Genomic DNA, 13,477 nt, shown 5'->3' with positions numbered 1-13,477 from the left:
TTTCAACGTGTCTGACCGGTTTGAACAAACACAGTTTCAGGTGCAGACCAGTCAGATAAATACCCTTTCTTGTCCTTTGCCCGGCAGCGGACCTCAAACTCGCCCTCCATCGTAAAAACATGACTTTTCGCAACTATCGTTCCGGGCAGGACATAATCACTCCACACATCAACTGTATCACCCCAGCAGAATTGAATCGCCACCAGTTCATTCAGAGGATGGAGTGCTGACGAGTAAAATGTTACATTATCCCCCACAATTACTGTATCCGGACCTGCCGGTTTTTTCGGTACTGAAGGCACATACCACCTGACTGTCACATTCAGACTCTCTGACCAACCGGATTCATGCTGGCGGTCGCGTGCCTTCGCCCGGAGAAAGAAGCTTCCGGTATCCGCAAATGAAAATTGCCTTACAATCTCCACGCCTTGGGGAAACCACTCGGTCCAGCCGGAGCTGCTCTGATTGTTCCATTCGAACAGGTAGGCAACTGAATCTCCTTCCCGGTCAACTGAAATCACAGAAAAAACTAGTGTATCATTCGGCCTCCCACGCTGCGGTCCGAAGATAATCGGTACCGAAGGCGGTTGGTTATGGCAGCCCGACATTAAAACTGATAAAACAGAAAGGACGAACAAGTTTCGATAATTCATACAATTTTAAAAATAATAGGCTTAATCTGATTCAAGTCAACCGGAAGATCAGCATTTCTGTGAATACAGCCAAGTTTCCTTGACTTTTTGATAATGTGGCTTAAAATCAAAACTGCTTATTTCAGGCGAGGATGGCGGAACTTGGCAGACGCGCCAGACTTAGGATCTGGTCCCGAAAGGGATGGGGGTTCAATTCCCCCTCCTCGCATCAACAGAAATCAAAGGAGCATATTTGGAAATCAGAATAAAATCACCCCAAGAGTGGCTGCGAGAAATAGAAATTGAATTTGAACCGGAAGCCTTGAAATCTAAGGTTGAATCATTACTTGAAGAATACAGGGATAAAGCAAAGATACCGGGATTCCGGCCCGGAAGAGTCCCAAAACACATCCTTGAACGGCGTCTGGGAAACGCACTCGAATCGGCAGCTGCGGAAGAACTGGTAGAGCAGGCTCTAACGGAGGCACTGGAAAAAAATAGTATTAAACCCGCTTCCCGGCCAAGAATTGAGGACCTCGAAATCACCCCGGAGAAATCCATCCGGGTAAGGGCGTCAATTGAAATTATCCCGGAATTTGAGCTTGATGATTACACCGCACTCACGCTCGAGCGCCGACTGCCAGTGGGTTTTGACGATGAATTTAACAAAAGACTCGCCGCCCTCCGGGACCGGTGTGCGCTATTCCAGCCGGTCCAGCGCCCCGCCCAGCCGGGTGACTATGTAGTTGTGGATTACACCCTCCGAGAAGGAGACAAGATCGTTTCCGGTCCGAAGTCTAATGTGACACTGGAGGTGGGAGCAGAAGGAAATCACCCGGATATCAACAAGGCGCTCACCGGAGTTTCCCCCGGTGATGAAAGGTCAGCGGACATTACATTTCCTGCCGACCATCCTGATAAAGATCTTGCTGGAAGAACCATTACCTATCATCTGAAAGTTCGGGGAGTCCGGGAAAAAATTCTCCCCGAAGTGACCGATGAATTTGCCCAAGACCTCGGTTATGAAAATCTGGATGCCCTGCGCCAGGCGATCAACGAGGAAATTCTGGCTGACCGTGAAGAACAGATGAAATCAGACCTCCAGCGCCAGATTATTGATCAGCTGACATCTCGTTACCAGTTCGAGCCACCTGCATCCTGGGTTCAGGCGCATATCGACCGGCTCCTTCGCGAGTTCAACCTGCCGGATACACCGGAGGTCCGGGAAAAACTGAAACCGGCGGCGCTGAAATTTGCCCGGTTTGACTGTATTGTGTTGCGCATCGCTCAGAAGGAAAATCTTGTTGTCACCGATGAAGAAATCGAATCTCGGATTCAGACCCTAGCCCAGACGACCGGACGCAAGCCGGAGGAAATCGCCCCGTATCTCGACAACTCCTCATACCGCTTTCAAACACTGCAAGACAAAGTTCTGCAACTGATTCTTGATCGAACATCAGTCAAGAACCAAGCAAATGAACGGTAAAATCAAAAATCAGGAACCAGGGGAGGCTCCCGTGTTAATTCCGATGGTAATTGAACAGACCGGCCGGGGAGAACGAGCATATGATATTTACTCCCGGCTTCTTAAGGAAAGAATTATTTTTCTCGGACAGCCGGTTGACGACACCGTTGCCAATCTGGTTGTTGCCCAGCTACTCTATCTGGAGGCAGAAGATCCGGAAAAGGATATCTACCTCTACATTAATTCACCTGGCGGCGTAGTATCTGCCGGGCTGGCGATCTACGATACCATGCAGTATATCCGCCCAAAGGTCTCGACTATCTGTGTCGGAGAGGCGGCATCAATTGCTGCGTTGTTGCTGGCAGCCGGTGAAAAAGGCAAGAGATTTGCCCTTCCGCGTTCCCGTATGATGATTCACCAGCCGGCAGCATATGGATTAAGCGGGCAGGCTACGGATATTGAAATTCACGCTCGTGAACTGGTCCGGGCAAAAGAACTCCTGGCGGAAATTCTCGCCAAACACACCGGACAGCCGGTGGAAAAAATACTCAAGGACACTGACCGCAATTATTTCATGTCAGCACAGGAAGCCAAGCAGTACGGTCTGATCGACGAAGTTATAGAAAAGCGGAAATGAGTTCCCGCCACTCTCAGCCCAGACCCAGACCGCATAACATATGCTCGTTTTGTGGTACTCCGGAAACCACCAGCAACCGGCTGGTTCGTGGCCGGAACGGCTTAATCTGCCGGCAATGTACCCGGCTGGCTTATTCCCTCTTTGAGGAACAGAACCGGACAGTGGAATATCTGCGGGAAATCCCCAAACCCCCGGAGATCAAAACATTCCTCGACGAATACATCGTCGGCCAAGAGTACGCCAAGAAAGTCATCTCGGTAGCCGTTTATAACCACTACCAGCGGATCACAGCTCCCCGGACCGCACCACAGCTGGATAAAAGCAATATTCTACTCATCGGCCCTACTGGTGTCGGCAAAACACTGATTGCGGAAACGCTTGCCCGGTTTCTCAAAGTTCCTTTTGCAATCGCCGATGCCACACCGTTAACTGAAGCCGGCTATGTTGGAGAAGATGTTGAAAATATCCTGCTGCGACTGCTCCAGGCAGCTGACGGCAATATCCAGCTGGCGGAAATCGGCATCGTTTACATTGATGAAATTGACAAAATCGGACGCAAATCCGAATCCCCTTCGATCACCAGAGATGTTTCAGGCGAAGGAGTTCAGCAGGCTCTTTTAAAAATACTTGAAGGCACTGTCGCCAATGTACCTCCACAAGGAGGCAGAAAACACCCGGAACAGCCGTTTCTGCCGGTAAATACCAGAAATATTCTGTTCATCTGCGGGGGGACATTTGAAGGGCTCACAAAGATAATCGAACGGCGCATCCGTTCCGGGACCATCGGTTTTGCTGCCGAAATCACACAACCACATCTGCAGAATGAAGATGAACTGCTCCGCCTCGTCCAACCGGAGGATTTGATCAAATATGGCATGATTCCCGAATTCGTTGGCCGACTGCCGGTCATTGCGCCCCTTCACAGCCTTTCGCAATCTGCTTTAATTGACATCCTTACTCAGCCTAAAAATGCCTTGCTAAAGCAGTATGCCTATTATTTTGAACGGGAAGGGATCAAACTCACATTTACGCCCGAGGCATTAGCTGCAGTTGCCGAACGGGCATTGCAGTTGCGGACTGGTGCGCGCGGCCTGCGTGCGGTACTGGAGGAAACAATGCTGGAAATCATGTTTGAACTGCCCGCACGACATAACATCGTTGAATGCATTATCACCCCGGAAGTAGTCAAAAAGGAAAAGCCGCCCGTTTATATTCACGGACGGCGGACTGCGCGTCGAACGCAGTAATCCTTTATCTATTCCTCAGGCTCAAACTGATCTTTACTTGCTCCGCACACTGGACACACCCACTCCGCTGGCAGATTCTCAAACGGCGTCCCTGCAGGGATTCCGTTCTCTGGATCACCAACCGAAGGGTCATATACATACCCGCAAACCGAACAGACATACCGCTTCATTTTTATACTCCCTTCCTTTACCTTCATCTGCTCTTTGTTTCCCTCCCGGTAAGTCGGTGCACCTTTACCGGTTTTCCCCTTCTTGACCAGATGATAGTAAGCATAAGTCAACGGCTCTGATTCCTTGATAACACGGGCATTGATCACTTCAGCGACAAACAAGTCATGGGTAACACAATCAACACACCCCCGCACCCGAGCCTCAATCTGGGCAATGGTATGATCTAATAGCATCGGCGCACCGGTGATGCCAGGCTCATAATTGACACCTTGAAATTTGTCGGACTCACGGCCGGAACGGAATCCGAACCGGCCGATAAACTCTAATGGTGTATCCTGAGCCAGCACCGATATCGCCAGCACTCCGCTTTTGCGAATAAATTCGTTAGTGAGCGAATTCTTGTTTATGGTTACCGAAACAAGCATCGGTGTCTGCGCCACCTGAACTACAGTATTAACCACTAATCCGTTGATCTTATCTCCGTCAAGGCTTGTAACAACATAGAGACCGTAAGTAAATTTATCTAATGCCAGCTGATCAACCTGCCCCTTCATCTACCTGCCCTTTCCTTGATTAAACCGGCCAGACGTTGACCGAATTCCCGGCACCGTACAAGCTCATCGCGGCCCGGTACATATTTTATTTTCAGCGGATCTTCCGGCAGTTCCATTCCTAATGACTTCAGTTCCTCATGGATCAACTGCGCCGCTTCACCACTCCAGCCATAAGACCCGAACGCAGCTCCGATTTTGTTTTTGGGCTTCAACCCTTTCAGGTAAGTCAGAAAATCGGCGATTGTGGGAAAAACACCGTTGTTTATTGTCGGTGAACCGACAAAGACTGCGCCCGCATCCAACACTTCGGTCATCACATCACTCCGGTCAGTCGCCCGCAAACGCATGACCTTAACTTCCACACCCGCATTAGCAATACCATCAGCAATTGCCCGTGCCATCTGATCAGTACTCTGCCACATCGTATCGTAAACAATCACCGCCTTTAACCGCGGTAGCTGTCGTGCCCACTCCTGGTACCAGCCAATAATTTTGTCGGTATCATTGCTGCGCCAGACGGGCCCATGATCCGGTGCAATGATTTCAGGCCGGATATCCAGTACACTTAGCCTTTCAGCAAGTTTTAACACCAGCGTTGAGTAGGGCAATAAGATATTGGCATAGTATTTCGCCGCTTCCCATTTCAATACCGCTTCCTCAATCTGATCTGCGAAACGTTCGCCGCTTGCCAGATGCATTCCGAAGCCATCCTGTGAAAAGAGCAGGTTCCGCTCAACCAGATAGGTTATCATACTATCGGGCCAGTGCAACATCCGGGTTTCGAAGAACTTTAGTTTCATATTTCCAAGACTCAGCTCATCACCGTCCTTTAGGGCAGTAATTTCAGTTTTCAAGTGATAATGCTCACTCAGTGCTTTCACACCCATCACCGAAGCAAACACTCTCTCCGGCTTCAGTTCCGTAATGACTTGGGGAAGAGCCCCAGAATGATCCATCTCCGCGTGGTTGGATATTATATAACTTATTTCACCAGGGTCGATTACCGAAGCAATCCTTGTCAGCATTTCCTGCTTAAACGGTGCCTTCACCGTATCAATCAATGTAACCCGATCGGCCAGAATCAGATAAGCGTTGTAGGACGTACCTTGCTCAGTAGAATAGCCATGAAAGTCCCGGATATTCCAATCAACTGCACCCACCCAGTAGACATCGTCGGTCAGCTTTACCGCTTTAAACTCCATTTTATTCTCTCCCAGCTGACTCAACCCGCAATTGCGGTTCCTTGAGCGTATAGATTAGCAAGTTCGGGCGGCAGAACAAAGGTCCGCTGTCCAAGCTCCCGATCTATCATAAGCAAACCTCTGCCGTCTCCTCCAATAAGTCTCAACTGCTGAGCTACTGTCAGTGTGCTCTCCTCCTCTTCCACCTGTTCATCAACGAACCATTGTAACAATGAGTTTGAAGCATAATCACCTTCACTCTGCGCCAGTTTTACCAGTTCATGAATCTTGCCTGTAATGAACTTTTCATGCTCGTAAGCCGCCTCAAATGCCTTCAGCGGTGAATCCCACTTATGGGCAAGGATATTCAATGGCTGTAAACGAACCTCACCGCCACGCTCAATGATATGCTTGTAGAAGCGCATCGCATGCGTCAGTTCCTCCTGGACCTGCGCCCGCATCCACCTGCCCATACCTTCAAAACCTGCATTGTCAAAATAGGCTGCCATCGCCAGATAAAGGTAAGCCGACTCCAGCTCGTGCTTGATCTGTTCATTGAACGCATCTTCAACCCGCTTCGGTATCATGTTCATGCCCCCTTCCATAAACCATGGATATTACAGTACTCCCGGGCATAGACATTCTGTGCCTGCACGGAAAACTCAGCCTCCGGCTTCTGACCAGGTACAAGGAACTGACGATAAGCCCGCTCATCAGCAATCAGTTCAATCCACTCAATGTAATGCTTTTCTTCCATGGGGTGAGGCATACTGCCTACTTTTATTAGGTAACCTGTCGCCGTTTTTTCAATCACTGGAACATGCTTTTCCCTTGAAGCATCAGTTGTATTCTCCACCAGCAGCTTCATCGGCTGACCACAGCAGACCAACTGCCCGGCACCGGAATGCAGAACCTCGACGATGTTCCCGCAGATCTCACACTTATAAATTTCCAGCTTTTTGGCCATTCTCTCCTCCCTTTTATTTGATTAACCGGCTGTCCACCCCGGAAAATCCACACTCCGGAATGTAACAGCTGACATCAACAAACTGACACGCCTGATTGCATGAAGGGCACACATCAGGTGGCTGCAGTGCTTGGAGAACATAATGACAATTACTGCAGCTCCAGTAGGGCACCCTCATACCCGGCGTCGTTTTCTCCTTTAACACTTCTTCCTTCTTGCCGGCCTGCATCGCCTCGTTACAGCAGACCAATGTTCCGCCACCGCGGTGAAGCAGAGCAATTATCTGACCGCACCGGCGGCAGCTGTAAATATGTGCCCTGTCAGTCAAATCATCCTCCTTTTAAACTCCTGATTGCTGCCAGCACCGATTCATAGTCCGGTTCCTTACCCGCCTCAGGCACGATTTGCTGGTAACGCAATACTCCATCCCGGTCAATTACGAAAACCGCCCGGGCCAGCAGCCGGTATTCCTTTATCAGAACTCCGTAGGCATTTCCAAATGAGGCTTGACGATGATCCGACGCAGTAAGCACACGGCTGATACCGGCAACCCCACACCATCGCTTCTGAGCAAATGGAAGGTCCATACTCACCGCCAGAACCGCAACATTCAAACTCAGCCTCTCCGCCTCGGCGTTGAACCGCCTCGTTTCCAGATCGCAGACCGGTGTATCCAGTGATGGCAAGCTTAGTATCACCAGAGTCTTGCCGCGAAAATCAGCCAGTCGAACCGGCTGTAAATCGTTGCCCGTCAACTCGAAGTCCGGAGCCGGCTCCCCGACCTTAAGTTCACGGCCCAACAGAGTTACCGGCCTGCCACCAAAGGTGACGATTCCACTGCGTTCCGTCATCACCAGTTCTCCCCGAGAATCTCAAAGTAGCCTTGGGGATGAGCGCAAGAAGGACAGACCTCAGGCGCTTCGGTCCCTTCATGCAGGTAACCGCAGTTGATACAACGCCATACTACCGGTTTTTCACGACGGAAAACCCTGCCCCTTTCGATATTCTCCTTCAATTCCTGATACCGCTTCTCATGCTGTTTCTCAGCCACCGCAATCGCCCGGAAGATTGCGGCGATGTTGCCGAAACCCTCCTGCTCAGCTACTTGAGCGAATTCCGGATACATCTGCGACCACTCGTAATGCTCTCCATCTGCTGCAGCCTTGAGATTCTCCGCTGTTGACCCGATAATTCCAGCAGGAAACTCTGCCTTGACCTCGACCATTCCCCCTTCTAGCAGTTTAAACAGCCTTTTGGCGTGTTCTTTTTCCTGATTGGCGGTCTCCTCAAATATTTGAGCGATCTGAATGTAGCCCTCATCCCGAGCCTTGCTGGCAAAGTATGTATAACGATTTCTTGCCTGAGACTCACCGGCGAATGCGGTTATGATGTTTTTTTCAGTCCTGCTGCCTTTTAAATTCATTATTCCTCCTTTTATCTTTTAGACTCTCCAAGATGAACTTGCGTTTCCAGTGCTAATTCAAATTACTTAAAAAGCCGCAGCCGGAAATACCGCTCAGGGTGGTTACGGATATCACTCATCAATTCCCTGAGTTCATAACTAGTCCTCAACAGTTCCTCGTAAAGTTCGGGTGAAGTCAAAAGTTTACGCGCGGTAGATTCCCGGTTCAGAAGCAAAGTCAGACTGTCTACCAGTCCTGCCAGACGCTGGATATTACGGCTGGTAATGGAAAAACCCGAATCCAGACTGCTCAGCCTCAGATTAACAAGCTCCATTATTTCTGCGCGGGTCTGCCTCAACTCCGCACTCAGTGAATCAGGATTTACCAGACTCATCAGCCGATCCAGCTTGAGGAAGGTGGACTCAAGATCCAGCACCTCGTTTGTGCCATAAAAAACCATTGTATTATCTGCCGGCTCGCCCACCCCGGGGTCGACCGTAAGGTAGCGGTCGCTCCCCAGATAACTGAGCGAACGAACGGCAAAACGGGCATTCTTACATAACCGGACATCCTCTGCCAGTGCCACGCGAACCCGAACCCGACTGTCTTCTGTCAATTCTGTTGACAGTACTTTACCTCTGGTTACACCAAGGACATCCACCCGATCCCCAGGTTTTAAACCGGATATTTCGCGGAAATAAACTGTGACCCGCCGCTTATAATTCATTCCCCACTTACCAGAAAACCAGAAGTAACCAAAAACCGCCACTGCAATACCGAAAACAACAAATATACCGGTCAGCACATCGCGCACCCGTTTATTCATAATCCTCCTTTCTTACCTCTCCCATCGCAAGATGCAGCTTCCCGTCCCGGATCAAATAAATTCTATCCGCCATCTGCCGGGCTAAATCCAGATCATGAGTAACCGCCACAACCGTCTTTCCGGCGGCACGTAACGAACGCACGATATTTATTACCCGCTCGCGGGAAACTGGATCCAGTCCACCAGTAGGTTCATCCAAAAACAGGTACCGGGGCTCAGTAATCAGCGCGCGGGCAAGTGCCACAAGCTTTATCATACCCCCGGAAAGTTCTGGTACGCGTAAATGACAGCTGTCCGGTAGACCAACCTGAACCAGTGTCTTCTGCACCCGCTCTTTCAATTCATATGCCGGAATACAATTCCGTTCTCTTAGAGGTAGAGCAACATTCTCCCCCACATCCATTCCGTCAAACAGGGCACCATGCTGAAAGAGAAAACCGATCTCTCTGATGATTTCCTGATTATTTCCGAAGATGCCGGACTTCAGTGTCCGACCATCAAAAATCACCTCCCCGGAATCCGGAACGATGAGCCCGGCGATGATTTTCAGTAAAACTGTCTTGCCCGAACCCGAACGCCCCAGCACACAGCAGCAGCTGGCATCCGGCACCTCAATATTCACATCCCGCAGGACCGGCTCTCCCCGGATCATTTTGCTTATCTTCGTCAATCTGATCATCGGGAAAAAAGCAATGCTGCCATTACAAAATCCGAAATGAGAATTAACACTGCGGCGGTTACTACCGCACTCGTAGTCGTCCGTCCCAGACCCTGCGCCCCGCCCCGGACCCGGAAGCCGAAGAAACAGCCACTTGTCCCAATAAGCAATCCGAACAGACTTGCCTTCAGGAGCCCGCCAACAAAATCATGGGCATTGACAAAATGGGTCACACCGTATAGAAAAGTCTCGGGTGAAATTCCCAGTGCTGCTGCGGCTACCAGTGCAGTAAAACTTGCCACTACCTCCATCAATGCCACAAGAATCGGAAGACTGCAGGTTGTGGCGAGGATCCGCGGCAGACACAGATAATGATATGGATCAATGGCCATCGTGCGCAGAGCATCAATCTGTTCAGAAATCTGCATGCTTCCTAGTTCAGCAGCCATCGCTGATGCTGAACGGCTCGCAACAATGAATGCAGCAAAAACCGGACCAAGTTCGATCAGGAGCATCCTCCCCACACCCATTCCGACAAAATAATTCGGCACCATTCCCAACAGCTGATAACCTGTTTGCACGGCGGTTGTCAAGCCGACAAAAATGCTGGCGAAAACCACTATTGGTGTTGCCCGCACCCCGTGATGATAAATTTGTTCACTCAACCTGGGTAACATCCGGCGCCATTCTGCCCCGGCACTGAAACTCCTCAAAAGAAACCAGACGAACTCTCCCGAAACCATCAGCATCCTCATAAAAAATCATAATTAGCACCCATTTGCAGTCAAACATCTCCTCACCGTAAAACCGGTAACCAAGTATTTCCCAAAAAATTATTCGACTCTTTCAGATAACTGAATTAAAGCGATCAGAAAGAACGCTGCTAATTACGGAACCGGTTAGACATCTTGACGCCGGGTTCGCCACCGTTTAATAACCTGCTCCAGATTCAGACTTGGAGTTCCACTCTGCCACCACTTGGCGAACTGAATATCACCAGTTCCAGGCTGTGGATCAGGCAGATCCACGATCATTCGTGTCGGCATGGCTACAGAATCGCCCAGTATCAGCGCTTCACCAGTCCGCAGTGCCGGCAGGGTATTCAGAAGACCGGCAAGCGAATCGGGAACGAGCCGCCTGACATAATCCTGGTCCGCAGGGTTAGTCAGTCGCATGGTAATAAATGTATTGCACTGGGATAATACGGTTTCCGACAATTCCTTCGGCCGTTGGCTCACTAAAATCAGCCCGATGCCGTACTTTCTTCCCTCTTTGGCAAGCCGCTCCACTGCGCTGCGAGCAGCAGTAAATCGCCCGTCTGGACGGTTCGGCACATAGTTATGCGCCTCCTCCAGTACCAGCAGAACCGGACATTGTTCCCGCTGCGGATTCCACAGATTAAATTCAAATGCAATCCGTGTAATTACTGCCACTACTACGCCAACCGCATCCGAAGGCAACCCGCTCAAATCGATCACGGTCATACGATGCGGAGCATCGATTGACAGGTAATCACGCAGCAAATCGGAAAATTTAGGACTCCCGTCATACACCTTGGGCTTGAACATGAAATGGTAGCGCGGATCGGAAATCCGGCTATCCATCCGTATGAGAAACTTGTCAAAAACCCCGTAAAGCGGACCTTCCTCCTGCTCCCCCAGCCCATTGTATACCATCTGAATATTCCAGTCGCGCAGCATCGCAATCAGCTCATCAAGGTCGTAGTAGACTGGTGAATCAGCAGTAATCTGGTCTCCCAGTCCAAGACGTTCCCGCGTATCCCATGCCTGACGCGCCCGCAGAAGAGAATCCCTTATTACTGTAATCTGGTTCTTGGCAGTCGGCTCGTTCATATCCACAGTCAGATCCACAAATTCCTCAAAATTCAGCACCCAGTAAGGTAAATCAATATTACTCGCATTAATGAGATTCACCCCTTCAGGAAATGCCCGTGCATACTCCCCATGCAGATCCAGCACGACAATGTGAGCGTTGGAATATTTTCTGATCGTCTGCTGAAGTATACTCACAACCGTAAATGACTTGCCGCTGCCCGTTGTCCCCAGTACCGCAATATGGCCACCGAAAAACCGGTTCACCTGCACATAAACCCGCTGGTCCCGGGCGCCGGTCGGCCGGCCGAAAGAAAAACCAAACTCACAGAACTCGGAAAAAATTTTGTTCAGCTCATGACTGGAAACCATCTGCACCGGCTGACCGACATTGGGATAAACCGCCACGCCGCGTATAAACCGCTCATCGTGTTCCAGAGTACCCAACAGAATACACTCCGCTACTTTTCTTCCGGCACCGGACGAAACTGCACTGCCGGTCTCAACCCGGATACTGGTAACTGTGCCGATAATCTTAAAATCCCTGAAGGGAATTTTTACATAAGAACCCGGTTGTCCGGGATAATAGTCCTCTGCCAAGGATTTGGTGGTGTCTGCTCTGATTTCTACCAGTGCCCGTTCACCACGGACTTCAATAATATATCCAATGTCAAATGCGGAGTTCTTATCCATAGCTCCCTCCTTTCCCCGAGATGTTTAAATGCTTGGATTGCCGCACCTCAGCAGGATGTGTAACTGGATACCATTCCTGCACCCAGGCAGCAATCACTTTATTTTATTATACATCCCGCCCAATAAAAAGCAAGGATAACCCATTTTCTCCTCTGTTCTACAGATTCAAAATTTGCAACTACGTTACCCACCGGAGACGCTCACTGAACAGATCAGCCTATGCCCGTATAACTATCTCACTTCTTGGTGTGACTGATATTAATAACCGTTTTCCCCTCCTCTGTGTTCACAAGGATAAACACCGCCTCCTTCTCATCATTACTGAGGAACGCCAGCGTGGTTGCATCTGGTGTCTCGCTCATCATTGACTGCTTCCAGCCACTAAGCGCATTCTTATAAAATTCCACAACCCTCGACTTGGGATCGGAAGTCTCCAGCGCATAATTAACACCCTTACCTTGCTCGGTAGCAACCTCCCATTTTCCCTTCGCAACTGCATTCGGATAGCGCAGGTTTGCCGGCAATGACGAGATGTCAACTGTCCCGACATCCACTTTTACCCTACCCCCGCTTGCCGCCTCAATCATCTTCTCCGCCGCCTTCTCTCCCGCCTTCGCTCCACAGCGCGCACATCCGGTATCCGATATTACTGCTACCACGGTCAGTACCACGGTTACGATTAACAGACAACGCATAATATTATGCCTCCTTTTGATTCAAGTCTAAACCCATGACTATCGCTGTCAAGAAGAGATGTCTCCAGTTAACTGGCAAATCCTGCCCCCCCTGAGCTGCACTAATAGATATCATAAAAACCGCAGCCTACTCAAAACCATACGAGATAAATCTCTCCTGACGCCTAACGGCCAGCAACAGACTCCCCCAACATCCAGCAGTGGAACTTCAACATTCCAACCGTTCCTCTGTCGGCTACGCTGAAGAGAAAACAACGCAGAAACCCAAAACCGGAGGCTTTTACCACCCTCGCCGGAACTGCCCGGGGAATAGAAAAAACATAATGCAAATTCAGATTTAAGTTATTAGTTTTAAAAGAATTAAAGTTAATTAAGGCGAATCAAACAGAAAATTATTGACTTGGAAACTCATAATGCTATTATAAAGTCAACTATAACTGGGGCTGTAGCTCAGTTGGGAGAGCACCTGCTTTGCAAGCAGGGGGTCGCCCGTTCGAATCGGGTCAGCTCCACTAA

The 13,477-nt window shown here is 49.8% G+C and carries 16 protein-coding genes, 2 tRNA genes and 1 pseudogene; 5 read left to right on the top strand and 14 right to left on the bottom strand.

Annotation, left to right across the window (positions count from 1 at the left end):
• Positions 1-2 precede the first annotated feature (2 nt).
• The gene (locus ABIK48_02595) at positions 3-521 is read right to left on the bottom strand and encodes a hypothetical protein (GenBank protein MEO0021044.1); all 519 of its coding nucleotides are present in this window, start codon (positions 519-521) and stop codon (positions 3-5) included.
• Positions 522-778: 257 nt separating this feature from the next.
• Between ABIK48_02595 and ABIK48_02590 the strand changes: the two genes are divergently transcribed.
• The 4 genes from ABIK48_02590 (at position 779) to clpX (ending at position 3,981) form a co-directional block, all read left to right on the top strand.
• A tRNA-Leu gene (locus ABIK48_02590) sits at positions 779-861 on the top strand.
• A 24-nt stretch (positions 862-885) separates the two neighbouring features.
• Entirely contained in the window at positions 886-2,118 is a 1,233-nt protein-coding gene (tig, locus tag ABIK48_02585) for a trigger factor (GenBank protein MEO0021043.1), read from the top strand.
• On the top strand, positions 2,108-2,734 hold the full coding sequence (gene clpP / locus ABIK48_02580) for an ATP-dependent Clp endopeptidase proteolytic subunit ClpP (protein ID MEO0021042.1): 627 nt from the start codon (positions 2,108-2,110) through the stop codon (positions 2,732-2,734). Before tig ends, clpP begins: the two co-directional genes overlap by 11 nt.
• Positions 2,731-3,981 (top strand): ATP-dependent Clp protease ATP-binding subunit ClpX, encoded by a 1,251-nt coding sequence (clpX, locus tag ABIK48_02575; protein ID MEO0021041.1) that lies wholly within the window; start codon positions 2,731-2,733, stop codon positions 3,979-3,981. The genes clpP and clpX overlap by 4 nt, the downstream gene beginning before the upstream one ends.
• A gap of 8 nt (positions 3,982-3,989) precedes the next feature.
• Here the strand turns inward: clpX and rd are convergent, their stop codons facing one another.
• The 13 genes and pseudogenes from rd to ABIK48_02510 form a co-directional block, all read right to left on the bottom strand.
• Positions 3,990-4,706, bottom strand: a complete 717-nt coding sequence (gene rd / locus ABIK48_02570; GenBank protein MEO0021040.1) for a rubredoxin — start codon at positions 4,704-4,706, stop codon at positions 3,990-3,992.
• Entirely contained in the window at positions 4,703-5,908 is a 1,206-nt protein-coding gene (locus tag ABIK48_02565; protein MEO0021039.1) for an FprA family A-type flavoprotein, read from the bottom strand. Before ABIK48_02565 ends, rd begins: the two co-directional genes overlap by 4 nt.
• Before the next feature lie 20 nt (positions 5,909-5,928).
• On the bottom strand, positions 5,929-6,480 hold the full coding sequence (locus ABIK48_02560; GenBank protein MEO0021038.1) for a ferritin: 552 nt from the start codon (positions 6,478-6,480) through the stop codon (positions 5,929-5,931).
• The gene (locus ABIK48_02555) at positions 6,477-6,854 is read right to left on the bottom strand and encodes a desulfoferrodoxin (GenBank protein ID MEO0021037.1); all 378 of its coding nucleotides are present in this window, start codon (positions 6,852-6,854) and stop codon (positions 6,477-6,479) included. The genes ABIK48_02560 and ABIK48_02555 overlap by 4 nt, the downstream gene beginning before the upstream one ends.
• Before the next feature lie 13 nt (positions 6,855-6,867).
• Positions 6,868-7,026 carry a rubredoxin-like domain-containing protein gene (locus ABIK48_02550; protein ID MEO0021036.1) on the bottom strand — a complete coding sequence of 53 codons (159 nt, stop codon included), beginning with the start codon at positions 7,024-7,026 and terminating at the stop codon, positions 6,868-6,870.
• 63 nt (positions 7,027-7,089) lie between these two features.
• Positions 7,090-7,182: pseudogene (locus tag ABIK48_02545) on the bottom strand (desulfoferrodoxin FeS4 iron-binding domain-containing protein).
• A gap of 1 nt (position 7,183) precedes the next feature.
• Positions 7,184-7,705, bottom strand: a complete 522-nt coding sequence (tpx, locus tag ABIK48_02540) for a thiol peroxidase (protein MEO0021035.1) — start codon at positions 7,703-7,705, stop codon at positions 7,184-7,186.
• On the bottom strand, positions 7,705-8,280 hold the full coding sequence (gene rbr, locus ABIK48_02535; protein ID MEO0021034.1) for a rubrerythrin: 576 nt from the start codon (positions 8,278-8,280) through the stop codon (positions 7,705-7,707). The genes tpx and rbr overlap by 1 nt, the downstream gene beginning before the upstream one ends.
• Before the next feature lie 59 nt (positions 8,281-8,339).
• Positions 8,340-9,083, bottom strand: a complete 744-nt coding sequence (locus ABIK48_02530) for an MlaD family protein (GenBank protein ID MEO0021033.1) — start codon at positions 9,081-9,083, stop codon at positions 8,340-8,342.
• Positions 9,076-9,762 (bottom strand): ATP-binding cassette domain-containing protein, encoded by a 687-nt coding sequence (locus ABIK48_02525; protein MEO0021032.1) that lies wholly within the window; start codon positions 9,760-9,762, stop codon positions 9,076-9,078. Before ABIK48_02525 ends, ABIK48_02530 begins: the two co-directional genes overlap by 8 nt.
• A complete protein-coding gene (locus ABIK48_02520; protein ID MEO0021031.1) occupies positions 9,759-10,496 on the bottom strand; it encodes an ABC transporter permease in 738 nt (245 codons plus the stop codon). Before ABIK48_02520 ends, ABIK48_02525 begins: the two co-directional genes overlap by 4 nt.
• 144 nt (positions 10,497-10,640) lie before the next feature.
• Positions 10,641-12,266, bottom strand: a complete 1,626-nt coding sequence (locus tag ABIK48_02515) for a DUF87 domain-containing protein (protein ID MEO0021030.1) — start codon at positions 12,264-12,266, stop codon at positions 10,641-10,643.
• 236 nt (positions 12,267-12,502) lie between these two features.
• On the bottom strand, positions 12,503-12,961 hold the full coding sequence (locus ABIK48_02510; GenBank protein MEO0021029.1) for a hypothetical protein: 459 nt from the start codon (positions 12,959-12,961) through the stop codon (positions 12,503-12,505).
• 439 nt (positions 12,962-13,400) lie between these two features.
• Between ABIK48_02510 and ABIK48_02505 the strand changes: the two genes are divergently transcribed.
• Positions 13,401-13,473, top strand: a tRNA-Ala gene (locus tag ABIK48_02505).
• Positions 13,474-13,477 lie beyond the last annotated feature (4 nt).

The organism is candidate division WOR-3 bacterium, assembly GCA_039801085.1.
Lineage (GTDB): Bacteria > Hydrothermota > Tepidihabitantia > Tepidihabitantales > Tepidihabitantaceae > JAOABP01.
This window is presented reverse-complemented; position numbering and strand designations above follow the sequence as displayed.

Coding starts and splice junctions, on each gene's coding strand:
- clpP (MEO0021042.1), top strand. CDS start 2,108: ATGAACGGTAAAATCAAAAATCAGGAACCAGGGGAGGCTCCCGTGTTA.
- clpX (MEO0021041.1), top strand. CDS start 2,731: ATGAGTTCCCGCCACTCTCAGCCCAGACCCAGACCGCATAACATATGC.
- rd (MEO0021040.1), bottom strand. CDS start 4,706: ATGAAGGGGCAGGTTGATCAGCTGGCATTAGATAAATTTACTTACGGT.
- ABIK48_02565 (MEO0021039.1), bottom strand. CDS start 5,908: ATGGAGTTTAAAGCGGTAAAGCTGACCGACGATGTCTACTGGGTGGGT.
- ABIK48_02560 (MEO0021038.1), bottom strand. CDS start 6,480: ATGAACATGATACCGAAGCGGGTTGAAGATGCGTTCAATGAACAGATC.
- ABIK48_02555 (MEO0021037.1), bottom strand. CDS start 6,854: ATGGCCAAAAAGCTGGAAATTTATAAGTGTGAGATCTGCGGGAACATC.
- tpx (MEO0021035.1), bottom strand. CDS start 7,705: ATGACGGAACGCAGTGGAATCGTCACCTTTGGTGGCAGGCCGGTAACT.
- ABIK48_02530 (MEO0021033.1), bottom strand. CDS start 9,083: ATGAATAAACGGGTGCGCGATGTGCTGACCGGTATATTTGTTGTTTTC.
- ABIK48_02525 (MEO0021032.1), bottom strand. CDS start 9,762: ATGATCAGATTGACGAAGATAAGCAAAATGATCCGGGGAGAGCCGGTC.
- ABIK48_02520 (MEO0021031.1), bottom strand. CDS start 10,496: ATGAGGATGCTGATGGTTTCGGGAGAGTTCGTCTGGTTTCTTTTGAGG.
- ABIK48_02515 (MEO0021030.1), bottom strand. CDS start 12,266: ATGGATAAGAACTCCGCATTTGACATTGGATATATTATTGAAGTCCGT.
- ABIK48_02510 (MEO0021029.1), bottom strand. CDS start 12,961: ATGCGTTGTCTGTTAATCGTAACCGTGGTACTGACCGTGGTAGCAGTA.